The following is a 20,641-nucleotide window of genomic DNA, read 5'->3' as shown; positions in this document are numbered from 1 at the left end:
GCAATTCACATCCGCTTGGCTCATACTTCAGCGCTAGCACGTTGTTCCCTAAGATAGTCAAGAAGTAGCTGTAACGACTTATTGGTGGCGAATGCAAGGTTGCGATCGCGCCCATGGTCTTGTGAGATCTGGAATGTTCGCACATCGTCGGCCGAGCCATAGCCTATCCAAATGGTGCCAACGGGTATGGCGGGAGTGCCACCTGTTGGACCTGCCACGCCCGTGACAGAGATGGCATAATCGCATTTCAGGGCATGGCATGCGCCGACAACCATCTGCCGAGCCACCTCCTCGCATACAGCCGTCTGCTCTTCTAACACTTCATGCGAAACCCCCAGCAAGTTTTCTTTAACCTCATTGGTATATGACACTACTCCACCTTTGAAATAGCGAGACGCACCGGGAATCGAAATGATGGCTTCGGCGACACGCCCTCCAGTGCAACTCTCTGCTGAACCTAATGTTTTTCCACTATCGTAAAGAGTCTCTTGCATCAATTGACTCAATATTTTGCTTTCCAATTCCATATCTTTATTCGAATGTTACTTTTGAAAACGCGGGCACGTCAATGGGACAGAAATCTTTGTCCATGTATTTGAAATAGCCCACGATACCTATCATAGCCGCATTATCTGTTGTATAACTGAATTTAGGTATATATATAGTCCATCCATATTTTTCGGCGTGCTCTCTGAAAGAATTGCGCAAACCATTGTTTGCCGAAACACCACCCGCCACGGCGACATGCATGATACCCGTCTCTTTGACAGCCAATCGAATTTTTTTCATCAGTATATCTACGATGGTAAATTCTAAGCTCGCTGCCAAATCTTCTTTGTTATGATCCAAGAAATCGGGGTTCTCCGCAATCCATTTGCGCATGTTATAGAGAAAAGATGTTTTCAAACCCGAGAATGAGTAGTCCATGCCAGGCACATGCGGCTCGGCAAACTTATAGGCGCGAGGGTTGCCCTGACGCGCCAACTTGTCGATAATCGGGCCACCTGGATAGCCCAACCCCATCACCTTGGAACACTTGTCGATGGCCTCGCCAGCTGCGTCATCGATAGTTTGGCCCAGCACCTCAATGTCGTTGTAAGCGTTGACTTTGACTATCTGCGAGTTACCACCCGACACCAACAGGCATAAATATGGGAAAGGAGGCATGTGACTATCATCGTCGCTCTCCTTAATATAGTGTGCCATCACGTGACCTTGCAAATGGTTCACGTCGATCAGTGGTATACCAAGACTGCGCGCCATGCCCTTGGCAAAGCTCACGCCCACCAATAGCGACCCCATCAGTCCAGGACCGCGCGTGAAAGCGATAGCCGACAATTGTTCTTTTGTAATACCCGCACGTGCCAAAGCCTGATCTACCACAGGCACTACATTCTGCTGATGCGCCCTGCTAGCCAACTCCGGCACCACTCCACCATAGGCCCGATGGACCTCCTGAGAAGCCGTCACGTTACTGAGCAACACTCCGTTTCTCAACACAGCAGCCGACGTGTCGTCGCAACTGCTCTCTATACCTAATATATATACGTCCATTTTTCTTTTTTGTGGTTACGTCATATTATGAGCGAGGCTAAAAGATACCTTGTGTCTCATTGTCCACGCCTCATGATAACAGAATGTCGCGGACATAGAGGCTGAACCTTGTTTAGTAGGACAATACCTCCACCCCATTCTCGGTCATCAAGAAAGTATGCTCCCATTGCGCCGAAGGCTTCTCGTCGCCTGAGATGACCTCCCATCCGTAAGGGTCGTCTTCGTCTATAAACACTTGCCATGTACCCATGTTAATCATTGGCTCGATGGTGAACACCATGCCAGGAACAAGCATCATGCCAGTGCCTTTGCGCCCATAGTGCAACACTTCTGGTTCCTCATGCATAGCCAAGCCCACGCCATGTCCGCACAAGTCGCGCACCACTCCATAGTGATATTTCTCGGCATGTTTCTGTATGGCATGCCCTATATCTCCCAAGAATCCGTAGGGTTTGGCAGCTTCTGCACCGATCTCAAGGCACTCCTTGGTTACTCGCACCAATTGCTCTTTTTCAGGTGTAGTCTCCCCACCAATGATAAACATGCGCGACGCATCGCCATAGTATCCGTTATAGTCCAAGGTCATGTCCACGTTCACGATATCACCAACCTCCAAAATATCGGTTTTCTTGGGAATGCCGTGGCAAACCACCTCGTTGACACTTGTGCACACGCTCTTGGGAAAGCCTTCATAGTTAAGACAAGAGGGGTGGCAGTGATTCTCCTCGCAGTATTTCATGCACACGTCATCAATGTCTTGCGTGGAGATGCCAGGCTTGATCATGGCCGCCACAGCGTCAAGACATCCCGTGTTTAATTTGCCGGCAATGCGTATGCCCTCTATCTGTTCGGGTGTTTTAACCATCTCACGAGTGGGCACCAATTTGCCTTTGTTCTGCCAGTACAACACTTTCTTGTCAAGTTCTGTCAGTGGTTGGCCTGGCAGACACCTCCACCTGTTTTTTTTATTGGAAACCATATCTGTATGTCTAAATGTTATGCAAAGGTAACACTTTTAAGAATAACCAAATAACATAAAGGTGAAAAATACCATAAAATTATGATGCCGCAGAGCGCAGAGTCCCCAAGAAAGCCATCCCTGCCAATCGACAGGGATAAAGAACTTGTACCCTTACTTCAAAAAAGGCGAGTTTATTCTGAACTCAGATTAGTTAGTTGTAAAATACGTATTTTTTGAGTGACGAAGTCAGGAGGACATGTATTTCTTTTTAAGTCTTCCATGGAAGTTTGTACGCATTTTGATTGAAGTCCCAAATTTGTCGCTGCTTCTCGTAAACAAAGCATGGACACCCCTTCTGTAGTTGCAGTACATAACTTCGACAGAGAATTGAATGAGTATTCTCTGCCGAAAAATTTACAAACCATCTTTAAACATGCACTTCCACACTCCATAGAATCATGTTGTTTATAATATGGAAAATGCCACATTGCTACAGTCGATTCTTAACGTCCTCTCCAGCACCTGTCCCCTTGTACTTGCTGTGAGTAGCATTTATCTTATAAGTAATTGTAATAGAGAATTTACGAGTATCTAAGAATTTTCTCAATGACATTTCGCGAATGTCGTTCTTAAGAGTCATAGTAGATTTTGCTGTATTGAGTAAATCTTCGCATTGCAATTTTATACTCCATTTATCATGTGCGAATGCTTTATACAAACCAAGGTCACACTGCCATGTGTTACCTATATACATATTTTCCGCATTACCACTGGTGCGCCATGAAAAGTCTGCATTCAACCAAGCGTCAAGGGGAAGATTATAGGCATTGTTGAATCTGAGGATGCCCATAGGCTTATTCAACTTCAAATTCTCACCTCGGTATTTGATGGTGAGAAATTGCTGTCTGACGGCAACCATCAAGCTGGGATGGTATTTCCCAAAAGAAGGAGAAACATTGACCATTCCAGAAACTTCACTGTATCCATCAATATTTTGCTTCCGTATCAAGGCTATCTCAGGGGTTTCACCATATTGAGTATATACAGACATCATATAATCTTTCACATGCGCATAATTTGCCATAAATGTAAGCCATTTATAGTTTGCCATAAATTCCACATAGTCACGGATAGAAGGAAGCAAGTTCGGATTGCCCGATTGATAGGTATATTTATCGATATATTGGACATTGCTGCTCAACTGACTGAAAGCTGGACGAGTAATCTTGCGAGAATATGACAATCGTGCACGCACATGTCCAATGGGCATGGACAGCATAGCAGAAGGGAATAAATGATGATACTCTCTACTTTGCTCGTCCATCTTCACTCCATTCTCAAAAAAGTTACTTACCACATACTCATAGCGTAATCCAGCAGATACATAAAGCTTGCCCAAAGTTTGTCGTATCTCCGCAAAGCCGGTGCCATTAGTTTCTTTTATTTTCGAGTGGAAATCTTTGATATATTCTACTCCGCTCTCATATTCGTCCGTACGATGAAAAAAACTCCACTCCGTTCCAAAAGTAAGCTGTCCTTTCCAAACAGGATAGGTAGCAACGGCTTTTGCTGCATACAACTTGTTATTAATGTCATTTTGAGTGGATATTGTGCGGTTTTCAAGCGAAGTTGCCTTTTCTGCTACATCCTGATGTGTATCTGCGTTATTCCAAAGAGCATCCATATTGAGGGCAATTCCCCATTTACCCATCTTGCCCGAATAATATCCTGATACTAAATGTCTTCTGTTATGAGTTTTTTCCTCACTTTCGGTACTAAGCTCATTATTTAAAATCTTGTCGATTTCCAAAGCTGTAAAGGAATTATTCCTCATCTTTGAAGGCAGATACGAAAAGTCGTAGAGAATACCAACAGAATGATTTTCGTTGAACACATAATTGAGACCTAATTTTCCAGCAAGCATGTTGGATTTTGCATAACGTTTTGCATCAGTCATTTGATATAACAAATTTGACGGGGCATAGGTATATTGCTGCGAGATATTTTGCTGACGGTACTTGTTACGGTCATACCCTACCATACCAAATATATCTAACCCATGAAGGCGATAGTTGAAGTTTAGCTCTTCTTTACCATATAAATAATGTGTCAGTCCCATTTGGGTACGGCTGTCCATACTAAAGCCTTCTCCAATAGGTTTGAGCGTTTTGATACGAATGACAGCATTTACCGAGGCATCGTATTTTGCACCAGGAGTGGTGACTACCTCTACATCCTTAATTTTATCGGATGTTAATTGATCCAGTTCTGCTTGATTTCTCATCAATCTGCCATTGATATAAATCAGAGGAGTACCTTTCCCCAATACTTCTATCCCATCATTTGATTTAATTACACCAGGTGTTTTCCCCAACACGTCCCTTGCATTACCAGAATGTGCCAAGGATGATCCCTGAACATGGGTGACCAAAGCATCGTTTTTAAGTTGGGTTGCAGGACGAGTGCCCTTCACCGTCACCTCCCCAAGCATGGTTGTATCCTCAACCATGCGTATAGAACCTACATCGCCATCAGTGCTTTTTTTATAGATGGTCTGATAGCCTATTAATGATACTTTAAGGATAGCTTCTTTCAGCTCAGAGTTGATGACAAATTCTCCCTTGTCATTAGTAACTACACCCTGTATGAAAGAAGAGTCTGCGCAATTCAGCAGGCAAACATTTGCATAGGGTAAAGGTTCTCCAAAGGTATTGATAGTTTTACCTTTGAAAGTTTGTGCATTTGCCGAAATTGAAAGAATGCACGCAGCTGCTATATATATTCTATATTTCATTTTCTACCCGTTGGCGGAATTAATTTAAGTTGACAAACATGAATAAAAAAAATGCACATATCGCTGATTTTTAGTAATTTAGTAGTGTTCATAACGTTAAGTCCAAACCATCGTATGTACAACCTTTGTGTAAAGGTCGTCAAAATACTTGAGATATGCAAGCAATTCTCCGAAAATCTCGTGCGATAAGAATATTACTGAAAACTATGAAAACTCTGAAAACCATATGCAAGAATGCTATCAGAAATCCAAGAACTTCCAAATTGAGGATGATAGCAGCTTTATATACATAAAATACCCAATAATAGGTATTGTGTAATGTTTTTGAACATTGTAATTTTGCATCTGAAATACCATTTACTTGAAATTAATCTCACATATCATTTATATACTGGTATTTGACGAGGAAAAATTAGTATAACAAAAGAAAAGATTTGTCCCCACATGTATGTTAAAATAAAAATGCTGTCTCTGCTTGTCACACTGACTCCATGGATTGGGTATGCCCAAAAAAACGTAGGCATACCTAAAATGTCTAATGCCATGACCGACTCTTTACATCAAATCAACGAAGTAGTAGTAAGAGCCAACCAAATGTTAGGCAGCCAGTTTGAAGCACGCAACCGTACTGGTTCGGCTTATTACCTTTCACCCAATGAATTGGGCAAGTTTGATTATACCGATATAAATCGTATGCTGAAAAGCGTACCTGGAGTAAATATTTATGAAGAAGATGGTTTTGGATTGCGTCCCAACATCAGTTTACGCGGTACACAGGCTGAACGTAGCGAACGTATCACGCTAATGGAAGATGGTATATTGGCCGCTCCTGCACCATACGCAGCCCCTGCAGCCTATTACTTTCCTAATGCGGCACGAATGTATGCCATAGAAGTATTAAAAGGTAGCAGTCAGGTACAATATGGACCATTTACAACAGGAGGTGCCATTAATCTGGTGTCAACCCCCATCCCACAAGACAAATTAATAAAGTGCAGTACGTCGGCAGGCAGTTTTGGTAGTCTAAAACTACAAACGGCCATAGGCAAAAGTTTTAAGCACATGGGCTTTCTCATAGAATATTTGCGCTACCAGGCTCGCGGTTTCAGACATGATGCCCCCGACGAGCGTACAGGATTTAAGCGCAATGACGTAATAGCAAAGTGGATGGTGCGCACAAACAAAGAAGATGGAATAAATCACAGATTAGAGCTAAAGTATGGATTTGCTAACGAAACTTCCGACGAAACGTATCTTGGGCTTACCGATCAGGACTTTGCCGTTAAACCATATTTTAGATATGCGGGAGCGCAGAAAGACAATTTGGTGACACGCCATACCCAGTTTTCTGCCACATATATCATAAAAGGTGTTCGCTCATGGAATATAACCACGCAAGCCTATTACAATTATTTTTTCAGGAATTGGTATAAACTCAACGAAGTGCGTACAGGGTATACCAAAGCCGAGCGCCGCTCGATAGGCGATGTGCTTGCCGATCCAATTACGAATAAGGATTATTTTGATATTCTTACAGGTAAGTCAAGCTACATAGGAGAAGCTCTAATGCTGCGTGCCAACCATCGTGTGTACCATTCGCGTGGAGTCCAGATAAAGGGAGAGTATAAAACCATGTTATACGGAGGATACTTCACGGCGGAAATTGGCATGCGTTACCATTCCGACAGCGAGGATCGTTATCAACAAGACGACGGATACTCTATGAATAATGGTCGCATGGAACTCTTTTTAAGAGGGCTTCCAGGCAGTCAAGCCAACCGTATTACCACAGCACATGCCTTATCAGGTTATACTTTAGCAAAATGGGCAAAGGGTGTGTTTACCTTTACCGCAGGAGTGCGTTATGAAGATGTAAAGCTATTAAATCGCGATTATACCAAGGCCGACTGGCGACGTACGGGCATGGTGCGCATAGAAGTGCCGAACAGCGCAAGAGCGATGATGCCAGGAATAGGAGTCAACTGCAGGTTAACGCCCCAGCTTTCATTATTCTCAGGAATACATAAAGGTTTTGCACCGCCCAGTGCCACCCTCGGGCAAAAAGCCGAGAGCAGTATCAACGTAGAGGTAGGTTTGCGTTATGCCAATCAATGGATTAAAGGAGAGGTTATAGGTTTCAATAACAACTATTCAAACATGTTGGGCAGCGATCTTGCCGCACAAGGTGGATTAGGAACTTTAGACCAGTTTAACGTAGGGCGAGCCTTGGTACGAGGTGTAGAACTGCTTGTACAATGCCGGCCATTGCCAACCCATTGGAAAATCCAACTCCCCATGCAACTATCTTATACCTTTACAGATACAAAGATGAAAAACTCGTTTACAAGTGCATCGTGGGGACATGTTTTGTACGGCGATGAAATCCCTTATATCTTTCGTCATGCACTTAACGGTCAGATAGGCATGGAAAGCAAATGGGCTGACGTAAACTTTAACATGCGATACAATGGCGACATGCGTACGGTCCCAGGACAAGGCAAGATAGCTCAACGCGAAAAAATTCCAGCCAACTTTATTATAGACGCTACCGCCAAGGTGCATGTAATTAAAAATGTAGACCTTACGATGAACATTGTCAACCTTACCAACAAAGTGTATATGGTTTCACGACACCCATCTGGTGTCAGGGCAGGCTTACCTTTTGGTATTTATGGGGGGATACAGTGGAAACTTTGATAAAATGGCATATCGCTGATAATATAATATGAAAATGAGAAGATCTTTATATATACAATCCATAACTATAAAAAGAATACTATGCCTATTGGTCATGCTATGCACTTTGTCAAGGCTCATGGCACAAGAAAATGGGTGGGTAACAGGCTCTGTTACAGATACAGAAGGTGAACCCATCGTAGGGGCGGTTGTTGGTATTGTAGAAAACAAGCAAAAGACGGTTACGGACATAGATGGCAATTTTAAGATCAAGGGTGCGGAGGGGCAGACCATTACTGTCTCGTTTATAGGCATGCATGGCTATAGGGGGAGAGTTAAGGCAACGTCCTTAAAAATAGTGTTGCAAAGTAATAGCAGCATGATTGACGAAGTTGTCGTAACAGGATACCAAAACATAAGAAACCGTGTTTACACGGGTGCTGCCACAGCAGTGAAAATGACCGATATCAAACTCGAAGGTATTGGCGATGTTTCGCGTATGCTGGAGGGCCGCGTGCCTGGATTGTCCATTCAAAACATATCCGGAACATTTGGCGCCGCACCACGCATCAATATCCGCGGGGGTGCTTCCATCATGGGAAATGTTCAGCCTTTATGGGTAATAGACGGCGCTGTTTACGAGGACATGGTACATGTTTCTCCCGAAGCCTTGGCATCTGGCGATGCCGTTACGCTTGTTAGTTCGGCAGTAGCCGGGCTTAACCCCGCCGACATACAGGATATTCAAGTACTAAAAGATGCGTCAGCCACATCTGTATACGGCGCGCGAGCTGCCAATGGCGTTATTGTCATTACGACAAAAAGTGGTAAAAGAGAAATGCCATTGCAAATTAATTATACAACAGAAAACACATGGCGGCCACGTCCAGATTACAGTCACTTCGATTTGCTGAACTCTCAAGAGACTATGGCTCTGTATCAGGAAATGCAAGAAAAAGGATATTTTGACCCAGCTACATCATTATATGGACGTAGAGGTGGGGTATATCATCAAATGTACAAACAGCTCACTACTTATGATGACAAAACACATAACTGGATGCTGCCAAACACTTATCAAGCCCGACAAGACTTCTTACGACAAAGAGAATACGCCAATACGGATTGGTTCAGGCTTTTGTTTACCAACAACCTGATGACAAACCACACAGTAAGTTTGTCGGCAGGTGGAAAAAATGTAGCAACTTACGCCTCTATAGGCTATTATCACGATGCTGGTTGGACTATCGCCGATCAGGTACAGCGACTGACAACCAACATTAAGAACACCTTTTACATAACCAACCGCCTTACAGCCAAGTTATCGCTACAAGCCAACATGCGCATGCAAAATGCGCCAGGCACCTTGCCACAGAAAAAAAACACCATATCGGGAGCATTTGAACGTGATTTCGACATCAACCCATTTGCATACGCTTTAGGAACAAGCCGAACGCTTCGCCCCTATGATGAGCATGGAAAACGTGAATATTATCGGAACAATTGGGCCCCATTTAACATATTGAACGAGTATGATAACAACCAATTAAAAATACAGGTGGTCGACTTTAAGTTGCAAACCGAGGCTACCTATAAGTTTACCGATGCTCTAAACCTTAAAGCAATGTTTTCATACAGAAGAGCACATACGAGTAGACGACATGAAATAGGCGAAAAATCCAACATGATAGGAGCTTACCTTGCTTGTGAAACACCATGGGTGGCAAAACAAAACATATACCTTGTAAAAGACATCTATCATCCAGAACTCCTTCCTAAACCTGGCATACAACAAGGTGGCGTGCTCTTCCTAAATAATGCCAACATGCAAAGTATGCTGGCACGCATAGCTGTTGATTACGACAAGCAAATAGGAGCACATGACCTGAAAGGATTTGCTTTTGGTGAAATAAGAACCCTGCGGCAAACAACGAATTCCTTTCAAGGGTATGGAATCAGTTATCAACGCGGTAACGAGGTGCAAAGCGCACCCGGTATATTTGAGAAAATGTTTCAAGAAAACACCCCTTATTTTGCTCTGCGCAATAGAGACGAGCGGGGCATAACATTTTCAGGCAATGCCACCTATGGCTATCAGGGCAAGTACATTTTTAATACGGTGGTGAATGTTGAAGGCTCTAACGCAGCAGGAAAGGGGGCCACTGCTTTATGGTTGCCAACATGGAATGTTGGAGCCAAATGGAACGTGGATAAGGAGAATTTTATGCAAGGGAACAATGTCATTTCAAAATTGGCATTTCGCATAAGTTACGGATTAACAGCCAAAATGAATGAAGAGGCAGCTAATGCGTCTGCTATTTATAGAGGTGGTATAGTCCATAGGTTAAATCTAAATGACAGAGAAAACAAATTAAATTTGCTGTCATTGGAAAACAGAGACCTTACTTGGGAAAAAATGTACGAGCTGAATGTTGGCGCAGAGGTGGCGTTCCTGAAAAATCGCATTTCGGCCACAGTGGATGTATACCAGCGTAATACATTCGATTTGATAGACTTGGTACGCACGTCTGGAGTTGGGGGGCAATATTATAAATACGCCAACTTTGGCGACATGGTTGCTCGTGGTATTGAATTCGGACTGCATACTATCAACGTGAATGCCCATGCATGGAAATGGACAACAGATCTTACATTCAGTGCCATTCATCAACAAATAACCCGCATGCTCAATTCGCCAAACGCATTTGACATGGTGGCTGGCAGAGGTCGTGGCAACGTAGTAGGTTATCCGAAAGGATCGCTGTTCTCGTTTAATTTCCAACGATTGGACAGCAATGGGCTGCCAAACTTTAATTTTGGACGCTATCCATTACCACAAAACGAGTTGAAAGATATAGTGGGAGCAGACTTCAACGATACACAATACACTAAAACTTATTTATTGTATCACGGTCCTATCGAGCCTAATATAATGGGCGGACTGGCAAATACCGTGAAATGGGGCGACTGGGAATTTTCTTGCTTCATAACAATGCAGGCAGGCAACAAGATTAGGCTAAATCCAACATTTGACACACAGTTTGCCGATTTGAATGTATTTTCCAAAAATTATCTCAATCGTTGGCTTAATCCCGGCGATGAATATCACACTGACGTACCCACGCTGCCTTCGAAGGAGATAATAGACGTGGTAGGAGTGGAAAATATAGAAAAAGCATACAACACCTACAACTACTCGCAATTGCGTGTGGCCGACGGTAGTTTTGTCAGGCTAAAAAACATCGCCCTATCCTATTATTTAAAACCGAGTTGGATGAAAGCGGTGGGCCTAAAAAGTGGAAGTGTTCGCTTAAATGTTACAAATCCACTATTGATCTATGCCGATTCCAAACTACATGGACAAGATCCCGAGTATTATCAAACTGGAGGCGTTTCACTGCCTACGCCTCGACAATATACTTTTACTTTAAATGTGGGCTTTTAAAATGAAATACTATCTATATAAATATGTTTTGTTCTTTGCCACTTTAGCTCTATGTGGCTGTAACGATTTTTTGGACAAAATTCCCGATTCAGACATTGATGTAAACATAGACAATGAAGAAGGAATTGCCCAATTACTTGCAGGAGCTTATCCAGAGGCAAGCTACATTCCTTTTTTAGAGCCTCGCACTGATAATGTAGACATCAGGGCAAATGGCACACATACACAACTGAACGAAGAAATGTTTTATTGGGAAGATGACACCCAAGAAGACATTGACACACCCTTAAACTATTGGAATAGTTGTTATAAAGGTATTGCGCAGGCCAACAAGGCTTTGGAGCTACTCAAGAAATATCCTAAGACTGAACGTGTCAAGGCTCTATATGGCGAGGCTTTTTTGCTTAGGGCTTACCTTCACTTCATGCTCGTCAACATCTGGGCAGAGCCTTATGGCAACGCGGAGCAATCCCCTGGTATACCTTATGTTACCCAACCCGAGAAACATGCGCTGACAAATTATGACAGAGGTACTGTCAAAGAAGTGTATGATAAAATAGAGTCCGACTTGAAACGTGGTGTCACTTTAGTCACCGACAGATATTATAAGCAACCAAAATATCACTTCAACAAAAAAGCGGCTTACACGTTCGCCTCTCGTTTTTATCTCATGAAAGGTGAATGGCAAAAAGTAGTGGAATATGCTAATTATGTGTTAGGCGCTGACCCCAAAACCATGTTAAGGCCTTGGATGGGATATTCACGGCAATTTGAGTTTAAGCGTCAGCGTTTGTTCACACGCTACACATCTCCCGATGAGCCAGCCAACTTATTGATTTGTACCACCGAGTCTCGGTGGGCGAGACAAATGCCAACAGATCGTTATGGGGCTACCAAACAAACTGTTGACGAAGTATTCAACAAAAGGGGTATCGAGGGGGGAGGCGATTTCTCTAAAATGACCTTTGACGGTACATATCCTTTTGTTTATTCACCATCACCTGTAGTAAATGGCAAGTATATCGCCAAGTTTGACGAGTTGTCTACCACTGAAAGCATTGGATTAAGGCCTCGGGGAATTTACGTGAGCAATGTGTTGTTTACCGCGGATGAAGCTTTGCTTAATCGGATGGAAGCCTATGCCATGCTAAAACAGTATGATAAAGCCATTAATGATTACCTGCAATATATGCAGGGCAAGTTTGGCTTTATGCCTACTGTTGAAAGGGATATTTATGTGCGTACAAGTGAGAATAATTATGATGTGTACACCCCCTTCTATGGCATGACATTAAAACAGCTTGCATTGGTAAAGTTATTTGCCGATTTCAGGCAAAAAGAGTTTTTCGCCGAGGGGCTACGATGGTTAGACATCAGAAGGTTTCATTTGAGCGTGAAGCGTAACACAAAGTCTAAATATTATTTCCCCTTAGAGAAAGACGACCCTCGCAAAGTCTTGCAAATACCCATAGAGGCACAAAACAGGGGACTGGCTCCTAATCCCCGTGAACGCAAAGAGCCCATTAGATAAACATGGTAGGTAATTTATAACGCAACAAAATGAACATACAGAAATATTTCTTAGCATATATAAGCCTATGGGCATTACTGGCAACGTCTTGCCAACATGACACGCTATCAGATGACAGTGTCGTGGACAGCAACGCCAGTCAAACGCAAACGGCACAATGGATAGAACAGCATTTTACCAAGGTGTATGGCCCAGAGGTGGTATATCAGTGGCAAAAAAACAACAGTCAGAAAGGAGTCTATGTGTATCCCCCTGACACCGCAAACATAAAACAAGTGCTTAACGCTATTGGCTCTTTATGCTTTGATACCTTTAGGGATATTCAAACAGAAGGCAAAGGCAGCCTTCTTAACTACTGTTTGCCGGTACGCATCACTTTATATGGTGGTGGAAACCCAGACAAGAATGGCGTTGAGCGCATGTACAACATCGCGTCACAACCGGTAGAAATGAGTATATACCATGTTAATGATTTTGACGCGAACGACAAGCAGAAAGTTCGTAGACTTGTTCGCAGCGTATATCACCAGATGATGAAACGAGTGTTGGAGCAGATGCCATACAACAGAGCTAAATTTGCCGCCATCAGTGAAGGAAAATATATCACCGACACTCAGCTCCTCTCCGAGATAAATGGCGCGAACAACGATATTGGGTTAGTGGGATATGCCAACAAACGTGGATTTTACACCTATCTTTCCATGCTAAATCCAGAGGACGACATGGCAGAGATGTTAAGCGTTATCTTGACATCCACACCTGCAAGACTTAAACAAGCTGAAGATGAAGCGCGCACGCCAGACGAAGACTCCGATCCCGAGGTGAATAAACGCTATGAACAAGAGGCCGATCGTGCCTATCATGATTTTATGGCAAAAAAAATGTTTGTAGAGCAATACACTTGGGATAACTGGCACGTTAAATTGCTCACGTTGCAACTTAAGAGTGTCAGGACTTTGAATAAATATCTAAACACGAAATAAGATGAAGTATCTTTCATACATACTCCTCACTCTGCTTGGTTGCGTTTTCTACAGCTGCCATGATGAAGAAAGAGAATTTACGAACACGCCTACCCAGCGCAAGAGGCAAGCCATTGAGGCGTTGAACACTGAGCTGGTAAACAACAAAGCAGGATGGCTGGTTTTGTATTTTCCTAAAACAGACTCTTTGTTGTTTTCTGATATCAGTGATAAAATAAGAGCCGAATACCAATACGGTACTGACAGATATGGTTATGGAGGTGTTTGTTTTACCATGCGTTTTTTACAACATGGGAAAGTGGATATGCGTGCCGACTTTGACCGCAAGAGTGTTGCCACCTCCATAATGAGCGAATACAAAATAGGTGCGAACAGTTGCGCACAACTTACTTTTCTCACCACAAACTACATACACAGATTGGTTAATGATAGTTATGGAGGTGCGTGCGACTGGTTATACCAAGGACGTGACGAAGACGGATTTCTGGTATTCAAAACAGCCTCATACCTTAAGCCTGCATGCGAATATATTCTGATGAAGCCTTTGCATGACATGCGTGAGTTTGCCGATGCGGTAAAACAAGCGTACGATAACAGACGAGTGTTTGAGCGAATGAAAAATCCACAGTTGTATATACACAGAGGCGGACGCGTTTACTTTCAGAGCGATTATTATCTCGGCAGAAACGGTGGGCGCGTGGCCATTACCGAGAAACAGAGATATTATCTATTTATGGAGGTGACGAAAACTAATCCTATCCCGGACTATCCACCTAAAGAATTTTCCGTGTTGGGTTCTGGATATTGTGGCACGCCCAAAGGTATTACCTTTAGAGCGGGCCTGCGGTTGAACAACAAACAGGTGTTTGCCGACTTTCAACGTGTTGGCAACCATTTCGAAGCCGAATTGGTAGAAGTGTATCATCCCGAATGGAGAAGCGTCAGGTTAGTAAGTAGACATTTGCACCCGGAAGGAAAAATAACTGGCTTGAAAGCGGTTATTCAAGATATTCCCACCAATGAATAAAAATATAAACGGACAACAACAATCAGTATGAAAACGAACTTATGCATAACACTCTCTGCCTTTGTCATGATATTATTCTCCGCATGTTCACATGCAGTGAATGATGACGCCGATGAAGACTACGACAAATTATTTCCATTTAAGGGAATAGAAAAACCAAAAATATCTTACGACGACCAAGCCTTGCAGTTGGCAAGCATCGATATGAACGAGCAAAGCTACGTCTACCCGGGGGTGGAGATTAGCGGTGAGAAACGTACTTATACGGTAACACTTAGCTGTTCTTTTTTTGAAAAAGAACTCCAAGGCAGCTTGGTGCCTGACGGTGAACTTTCCTCGACTTATACTATTAGATACATTGATGCTGACAAGACGTTGAAAACCATTTTCACGAAAAGCTATGGTTTTGATGATAGCGAGGTAAAATTGCTTAAAAACGGAGAGGAGCAAAAAATCACTTTTCAAGCCATGTCAGGCTTCCCCATGTTTTTGCAAGTAAAGGGCGGAGGTCCAAGCAACTCATCCGTGCGCGCCACCATTTCGGCAGTATCCAATGATGGACTTACCATTGTGCGTCCTTTGCATGTGGAGCAATTTCAGAATGAAGAGGGTATCAATTTAATTAAAAATCCATTTTGCGGATATATCATATTGCCATAAAGATAAAGGGATAAAATCATGAAGTATAAACCCAACAACCTTTTTTGTATGTTCATGCTGTGGTTGGCACTGTGCACCACCTCCATGACATCATGCACAACATGGCAAGACGAAACCATTGAGTCGTCATACATCATGCCTACATGGCCCGACCCGGAATATAAGTTTGTCAGGAATGACGAAAGCAGTGTTAACACATTGGAGTGCGAGCTGTTAAAAGAGCCTGCTGACATTGTATACCACTCGTTCATGAAAGAAGCGCGTATATCAAGCGTCGTACAGCAAGAGCGGATGAACGAATATTTCAAGCAAGGAGTGTATGGCAAAGCGCCATTTGATGAAATAGCTACGTCGACGGTTCACCGTGTTGACAGGAAGCGCATCCTCGCGGTCTTTCAACAATTATTCGATGAGTCGAGAGCGTTGAGTGGTTATGGCTACCCTCGTCCTGCCGATATTCGCAACACCAAGGCCCAAATGGGCAAAGGGGGATACTTGGGCTATAATATTGGCGATGAAAACATAGCTTTTGTTGATGCCAAAGGTGTAGCCGTGGCGGAAGTGTACAACGAGATGATTAGGGGGAGCGTTTATTTGGATAAAATCCTGAACGTGCACCTTAATCCTAAGTTATACAACGACCAACAGCTTTTGAAAGATCAAGCTGCTTCAAATCTGGTAAACGGACATAACTACACAGAACTGGAACATCATTGGGACTTGGCTTATGGCTATTACCAATATTGGTTGCCCATTGTGCAAAAAAATGAGCGCAGCGCGTTAAAGGGAAGTCGCATCAAACTTTACAACGCCTTTGCGGCAGGGCGATTGGCCATGACCGAGTATCGATTTGACGAGATGAGAACATGTCTTCATGCCATCAGGCAAGAACTGTCCAAGGTGGTCGCCGTGCATGCCATACAGTTATTGTCAGGCGAAGTGACAAATGCCAATTTACACGAGGACATCAGCAATGCCTTGGTATTCCTGTCACGCGCATATGGCGCCGTGTTCTCGTTGCAGTTTGCCGTGAATGCAGAAGGTAAACCATTATATACTTTTGATGAGATACAAACGCTGTTGGACGCACTTACCCAAAACTCTGGATTGTGGGATAAGCGGCGCCTGGAAGGCGATGCCAACATTCCCGGCTCCATTGCCTATACCGTGGCGCAAATCAAGCGGCGCATACAATGAAAAGCATATATGCGATAACTCTTAAAAGAAAAAAGGAAACTATGAATTTATATAAACTATTATTGTTGACGTTCCTATGTTGTACGTTAGACGTAACAGCCCAAACACATCCCAACTTGATATTGAACGGTGGGTTTGAAGAGTGGCGCGTCGCCGGTATCTATGAGAGACCTGTGTGTTGGTATTTCTCAGTGGCTAGCATTGAAAAATCAAATCAATCGCATGGTGGCAACCACGCTGTCAAGTTAGTGGCAATCCCGCATAGGCTATCTATAATTGACCGAGCAAACAACTATTTTTATATGAACATTGAGGGCGGAGCAACTTATCGCCTCACCTATTGGTATAAAGGTACGTTACAGCGTGCCAATTGTGTTTCCACCGTGATATGGTGCAAAGAAAAGCGCAAAGTTAAAACGGATGCGAAGATAACTTCAAGGGATATGGTCACAGATGCCTCCCCTACTGAATGGAAACAAAAAACTATAGATTTTGTCGCTCCGCGAGGAGTGGATTGCGCGGGATTTTGTTTTGAAATGAAAGAAGAAAAAACCGATGCCAATAACTATCTGTTGATTGACGATGTGGTTTTTAAGAAAATAAAAAATAGCACTATTACCGAGGATGTACCAATGCCATATGACGTGAAAGTTTCTGCGCAACAACGCGAAATTTTTATGTCGTGGCATCCTGTGCAAGGCAGTGGCGCCAAATACAAAGTTTTGCTCAATGGAAGACGGGTGTCCACAATCAGCACCACCGATTATGTCTTACAAAAACTGCAGCCTAACACAACCTACGAAATAGGCGTGCAGACGATTATGCCTAACGGAAAAAAGTCGAAAGTGGCTAAAAAAAACATTACCACCGAGTTAATGATGACAAGCAGGGAGGATGAAAATCGAGTTCCCTACATCTATCAAATCAAGGACTATGGTGATTGTCCACGAAGCATAGATCTGTTTTTCAACGATTTGTATGATGTCAACGCGCAAATTAAATATACGCTTGACGGCATTCCCTTCACCCCTGTCGACAGATACAAATTGGTTTTCAACAAAACGGGTAAACATATATTGGTTGTGGACATCATTGAGAGTGATGGCAAGGCTTGGACCCTGGAATATAACTTAAACGTGAAATAAGCTAATCAACATGAAGTATATATATATATGGCTATCGGTGACAATACTCGGCATGTCGTTAACCGCATGCCACAGCGAGTCGGATTTAGAACCGTCTAAAATATTGATAGGGGATAACGACTCATCATCTATCGATGTTTTCACGCGCACTACCCGCATGTTAATCTTAAAGGGTGGGACTGGTAAATACAAGTGCAATGTCAACAACTCAAAGTTGGCTTCCGCCAGCATCAACGAGGATACATTGCGTGTTACCGGTATATTGGAGGGTGAAACGTATGCCTCTGTTTGGTCGGGTGATGAATGCCGCAAGTTGGATATAAATGTTATAGTGCCCAACATTACCTCTACCGAGGATGTCATACGATTGTTCCCTCGGGATGAGAGCCGATCGGTGAGCGTCAATGGTGGTGGAGGCATGGCACAAATGAGCGTGGAAGACCCTATGCGCATCCTGAAGAAGGTTAAATGGAACGCCAAGACCAACATCATAGAAATAGATACCTATTGCGAGGGCGACGCTTACCTCCACGTCACAGGGCAGGATCATCAAACCAAAACGATTAAAGTGGAAGTACGATGCAAGGGCGAAGCAGATGGGGCGGGAGCCTACAGCACCACTTCAAGAAGTCTTAGCGTTTTGATGCGCAACACGTTGGTGGTGCATCGTAAAGGAGTGGGGGTTTGGATATGTAACGAGGCCAACCCAACAGTTTCCAAGAAAACCATCAAGATTACGCCTGCCATCATAAATCCCAAGCAAGGTTCTTATATTGACGTTGAGCTCGGTTTTCGCTATCCCGACGAGTTCAGCTCTCTAAAAGAGGGTAAGTGCAAATTATACGTACAGGAAGTCAAGGCGAACCATGCGGTACTCGTCGGCCGTGGTTTTAAATTTGTAATTCCTTACGAGAAAAAATAACAGGTCTAATTTTCAATCCATGTTTGCCATCCATCCTGTATAACTGTTGGCAATAGACAGACGTATTCGAATTATCAATTAAATATTACAAAAAAAACATGCAAATCTCCACAATTAGAAAAACCATGACAACCTTGGCGTTGTTACTGGTGTTTAGCGCGTCTCATGCGCAGAAAGTAATAAAAGTTGAAAAGCCCGGTGAACTTTCAAAACAAATCAGCCCATCCGAAAAGTTCTCCATTACAAATCTTACCGTATCGGGCGGTATCAATGGCGCCGACATCTTGTGCCTTCGCGAGATGGCTGGCAGGGACATAGAGGGGAAACCCACAGAGGGGAAACTTTCCACGCTTGACCTCTCCGGGGCTAAAATTGTTGCCAACGGTGGCAATTATTATCAGGTAAAGAGGGGTATGACTACCAAATACTACGCACCCGCCTACGACGACGAGGTGAGTGCCTACATGTTCTACCAATGCCAGGCGCTTATAACGCTAAAATTGCCCACAACGACAAAGAGCATTGAGCAACAAGCCTTCAGCGGCTGCACATCGCTTACGGAATGCGTCATTCCGCAAAGCGTCGCCACCATGAGGGAAAACGCTTTTAAAGATTGTGGCAAATTAGCGTCAATAGCGCTTCCCAACTCGCTCAAGGAAATAAGCAAGTGCGCCTTTGCTGGATGCAAATCACTTGCTTCGGTGACTTTTCCGTCACAGTTAAAGAAAATCGGCGCGCAAGCTTTCGAGAATTGCACCTCGCTCGCCACTCTTTCCGAACTTCCGGCGTCATTGTCTGAAATAGAGGAAAAAGCGTTCTACAATACCGCTGTCACAGCCTACTCGGTGTCGGAAGACAACGAAGTTTACTCTTCTCAAGACGGCATACTTTACGATGTGGATAAAATATCTATACAACTATATCCCGCAGGCAGCGGCGCCACATCGTTTGAATTTCCTGAAAGTGTCGCGGAAATAGACGACTATGCCTTTGCTTATGCCAAAAACCTGAAGCACGTCACTCTTCCGGGAGGACTCACCAACGTGGGCAAACATGCTTTTGAGCATGCCTGGCTTGAGCAACTTACTTCACTTGCCTCTAATCTTTCTATTGGAGAGTCGGCTTTCAGCGACTGCGCTGAGTTGAAAACCGTTGATTTCAAAGGGATAATTGGCGGAATGGGAAATTACGCATTCAACAACAACAATAAACTTTCTGTCGTGCAGTTTACCGGCTCGGCCATGCCCGAGTTCGGCCAGTACGTATTTACGCCCAAGGCCGTAAAACTCAAAGTCTATGTGGAAAAAAACTTGATTGAGAAATTCAAAGACGCTTTTACCACAAAAAAGGTGGCGTTAGGTACAAAGTACGAAATCCTTGACATCACAACCGCCGGAATCGCGAAGCGGTCTGTCTATGAGTCGAACATGGATAAAGCACACTTTGACGTGTGTGGCAGAAGGATAAGCAAGCGTGCCAAAGGACTTCACATTATTCAGTTTTCTGATGGACGCGTACGAAAAATCGTAACGCACTGACACGTAGGTGCCCCCCACTCCACCGCATGCTCCCTACAAATAAGCACATGGGGTGAGGGGCATCAACCCTTTACATGTCCGGTAGCCTATTAACCTAAGTTTATCCCGAAATCAGGTTACACCCAAACGCGAGTCCTTCAAACACGCTTTGTAATTTTGCACTTGCCGCTTGGCTTCGCGCCAATCGTTTGCATCCTGTAATTTTTTT

At 43.6% G+C, this 20,641-nt stretch carries 15 protein-coding genes and 1 pseudogene; 11 read left to right on the top strand and 5 right to left on the bottom strand.

What is annotated here, in order from left to right:
- Positions 1-20 precede the first annotated feature (20 nt).
- From HMPREF1640_RS09990 to HMPREF1640_RS09975, 5 genes are all read right to left on the bottom strand, one after another.
- On the bottom strand, positions 21-527 hold the full coding sequence (locus HMPREF1640_RS09990) for a CinA family protein (protein WP_036894313.1): 507 nt from the start codon (positions 525-527) through the stop codon (positions 21-23).
- A gap of 4 nt (positions 528-531) precedes the next feature.
- Positions 532-1,554 carry a tRNA (adenosine(37)-N6)-threonylcarbamoyltransferase complex transferase subunit TsaD gene (gene tsaD, locus HMPREF1640_RS09985; RefSeq protein WP_036894311.1) on the bottom strand — a complete coding sequence of 341 codons (1,023 nt, stop codon included), beginning with the start codon at positions 1,552-1,554 and terminating at the stop codon, positions 532-534.
- A 112-nt stretch (positions 1,555-1,666) separates the two neighbouring features.
- On the bottom strand, positions 1,667-2,533 hold the full coding sequence (map, locus tag HMPREF1640_RS09980; protein WP_036894310.1) for a type I methionyl aminopeptidase: 867 nt from the start codon (positions 2,531-2,533) through the stop codon (positions 1,667-1,669).
- A 173-nt stretch (positions 2,534-2,706) separates the two neighbouring features.
- The gene (locus HMPREF1640_RS12875; RefSeq protein WP_081935342.1) at positions 2,707-3,003 is read right to left on the bottom strand and encodes a cysteine peptidase family C39 domain-containing protein; all 297 of its coding nucleotides are present in this window, start codon (positions 3,001-3,003) and stop codon (positions 2,707-2,709) included.
- A 2-nt stretch (positions 3,004-3,005) separates the two neighbouring features.
- On the bottom strand, positions 3,006-5,309 hold the full coding sequence (locus HMPREF1640_RS09975) for a TonB-dependent receptor domain-containing protein (protein ID WP_036894307.1): 2,304 nt from the start codon (positions 5,307-5,309) through the stop codon (positions 3,006-3,008).
- Positions 5,310-5,360: 51 nt separating this feature from the next.
- On the opposite strand from HMPREF1640_RS09975, the pseudogene HMPREF1640_RS13355 reads away from it, so the two are divergent.
- From HMPREF1640_RS13355 to HMPREF1640_RS09925, 11 genes and pseudogenes are all read left to right on the top strand, one after another.
- Positions 5,361-5,492, top strand: a pseudogene (locus HMPREF1640_RS13355) (IS982 family transposase); the annotation flags it as partial.
- Between the two features lie 261 nt (positions 5,493-5,753).
- Entirely contained in the window at positions 5,754-8,006 is a 2,253-nt protein-coding gene (locus HMPREF1640_RS09970) for a TonB-dependent receptor domain-containing protein (protein ID WP_197051508.1), read from the top strand.
- 34 nt (positions 8,007-8,040) lie between these two features.
- Entirely contained in the window at positions 8,041-11,430 is a 3,390-nt protein-coding gene (locus HMPREF1640_RS09965; RefSeq protein WP_036894317.1) for a SusC/RagA family TonB-linked outer membrane protein, read from the top strand.
- Position 11,431: 1 nt separating this feature from the next.
- Positions 11,432-12,961 carry a RagB/SusD family nutrient uptake outer membrane protein gene (locus tag HMPREF1640_RS09960; RefSeq protein ID WP_036894306.1) on the top strand — a complete coding sequence of 510 codons (1,530 nt, stop codon included), beginning with the start codon at positions 11,432-11,434 and terminating at the stop codon, positions 12,959-12,961.
- Between the two features lie 29 nt (positions 12,962-12,990).
- Entirely contained in the window at positions 12,991-13,944 is a 954-nt protein-coding gene (locus HMPREF1640_RS09955) for a putative zinc-binding metallopeptidase (protein ID WP_036894305.1), read from the top strand.
- 1 nt (position 13,945) lies between these two features.
- A complete protein-coding gene (locus tag HMPREF1640_RS09950) occupies positions 13,946-14,971 on the top strand; it encodes a DUF4302 domain-containing protein (RefSeq protein WP_036894304.1) in 1,026 nt (341 codons plus the stop codon).
- Between the two features lie 27 nt (positions 14,972-14,998).
- Complete coding sequence (locus HMPREF1640_RS09945) at positions 14,999-15,631, top strand: hypothetical protein (protein ID WP_036894303.1); 633 nt, start codon at positions 14,999-15,001, stop codon at positions 15,629-15,631.
- 18 nt (positions 15,632-15,649) lie between these two features.
- Entirely contained in the window at positions 15,650-16,828 is a 1,179-nt protein-coding gene (locus HMPREF1640_RS09940; protein ID WP_036894302.1) for a DUF4856 domain-containing protein, read from the top strand.
- A 302-nt stretch (positions 16,829-17,130) separates the two neighbouring features.
- On the top strand, positions 17,131-17,973 hold the full coding sequence (locus tag HMPREF1640_RS09935) for a fibronectin type III domain-containing protein (RefSeq protein ID WP_231565891.1): 843 nt from the start codon (positions 17,131-17,133) through the stop codon (positions 17,971-17,973).
- A 10-nt stretch (positions 17,974-17,983) separates the two neighbouring features.
- Positions 17,984-18,895, top strand: a complete 912-nt coding sequence (locus HMPREF1640_RS09930) for a hypothetical protein (protein WP_036894300.1) — start codon at positions 17,984-17,986, stop codon at positions 18,893-18,895.
- A 98-nt stretch (positions 18,896-18,993) separates the two neighbouring features.
- Entirely contained in the window at positions 18,994-20,433 is a 1,440-nt protein-coding gene (locus tag HMPREF1640_RS09925; RefSeq protein ID WP_036894298.1) for a leucine-rich repeat domain-containing protein, read from the top strand.
- Positions 20,434-20,641 lie beyond the last annotated feature (208 nt).

The organism is Prevotella sp. S7-1-8 (assembly GCF_000758925.1).
Taxonomy (GTDB): domain Bacteria; phylum Bacteroidota; class Bacteroidia; order Bacteroidales; family Bacteroidaceae; genus Prevotella.
The sequence above is the reverse complement of the archived record's forward strand: the minus strand, read 5'-3'. Positions and strand labels throughout refer to the sequence as shown.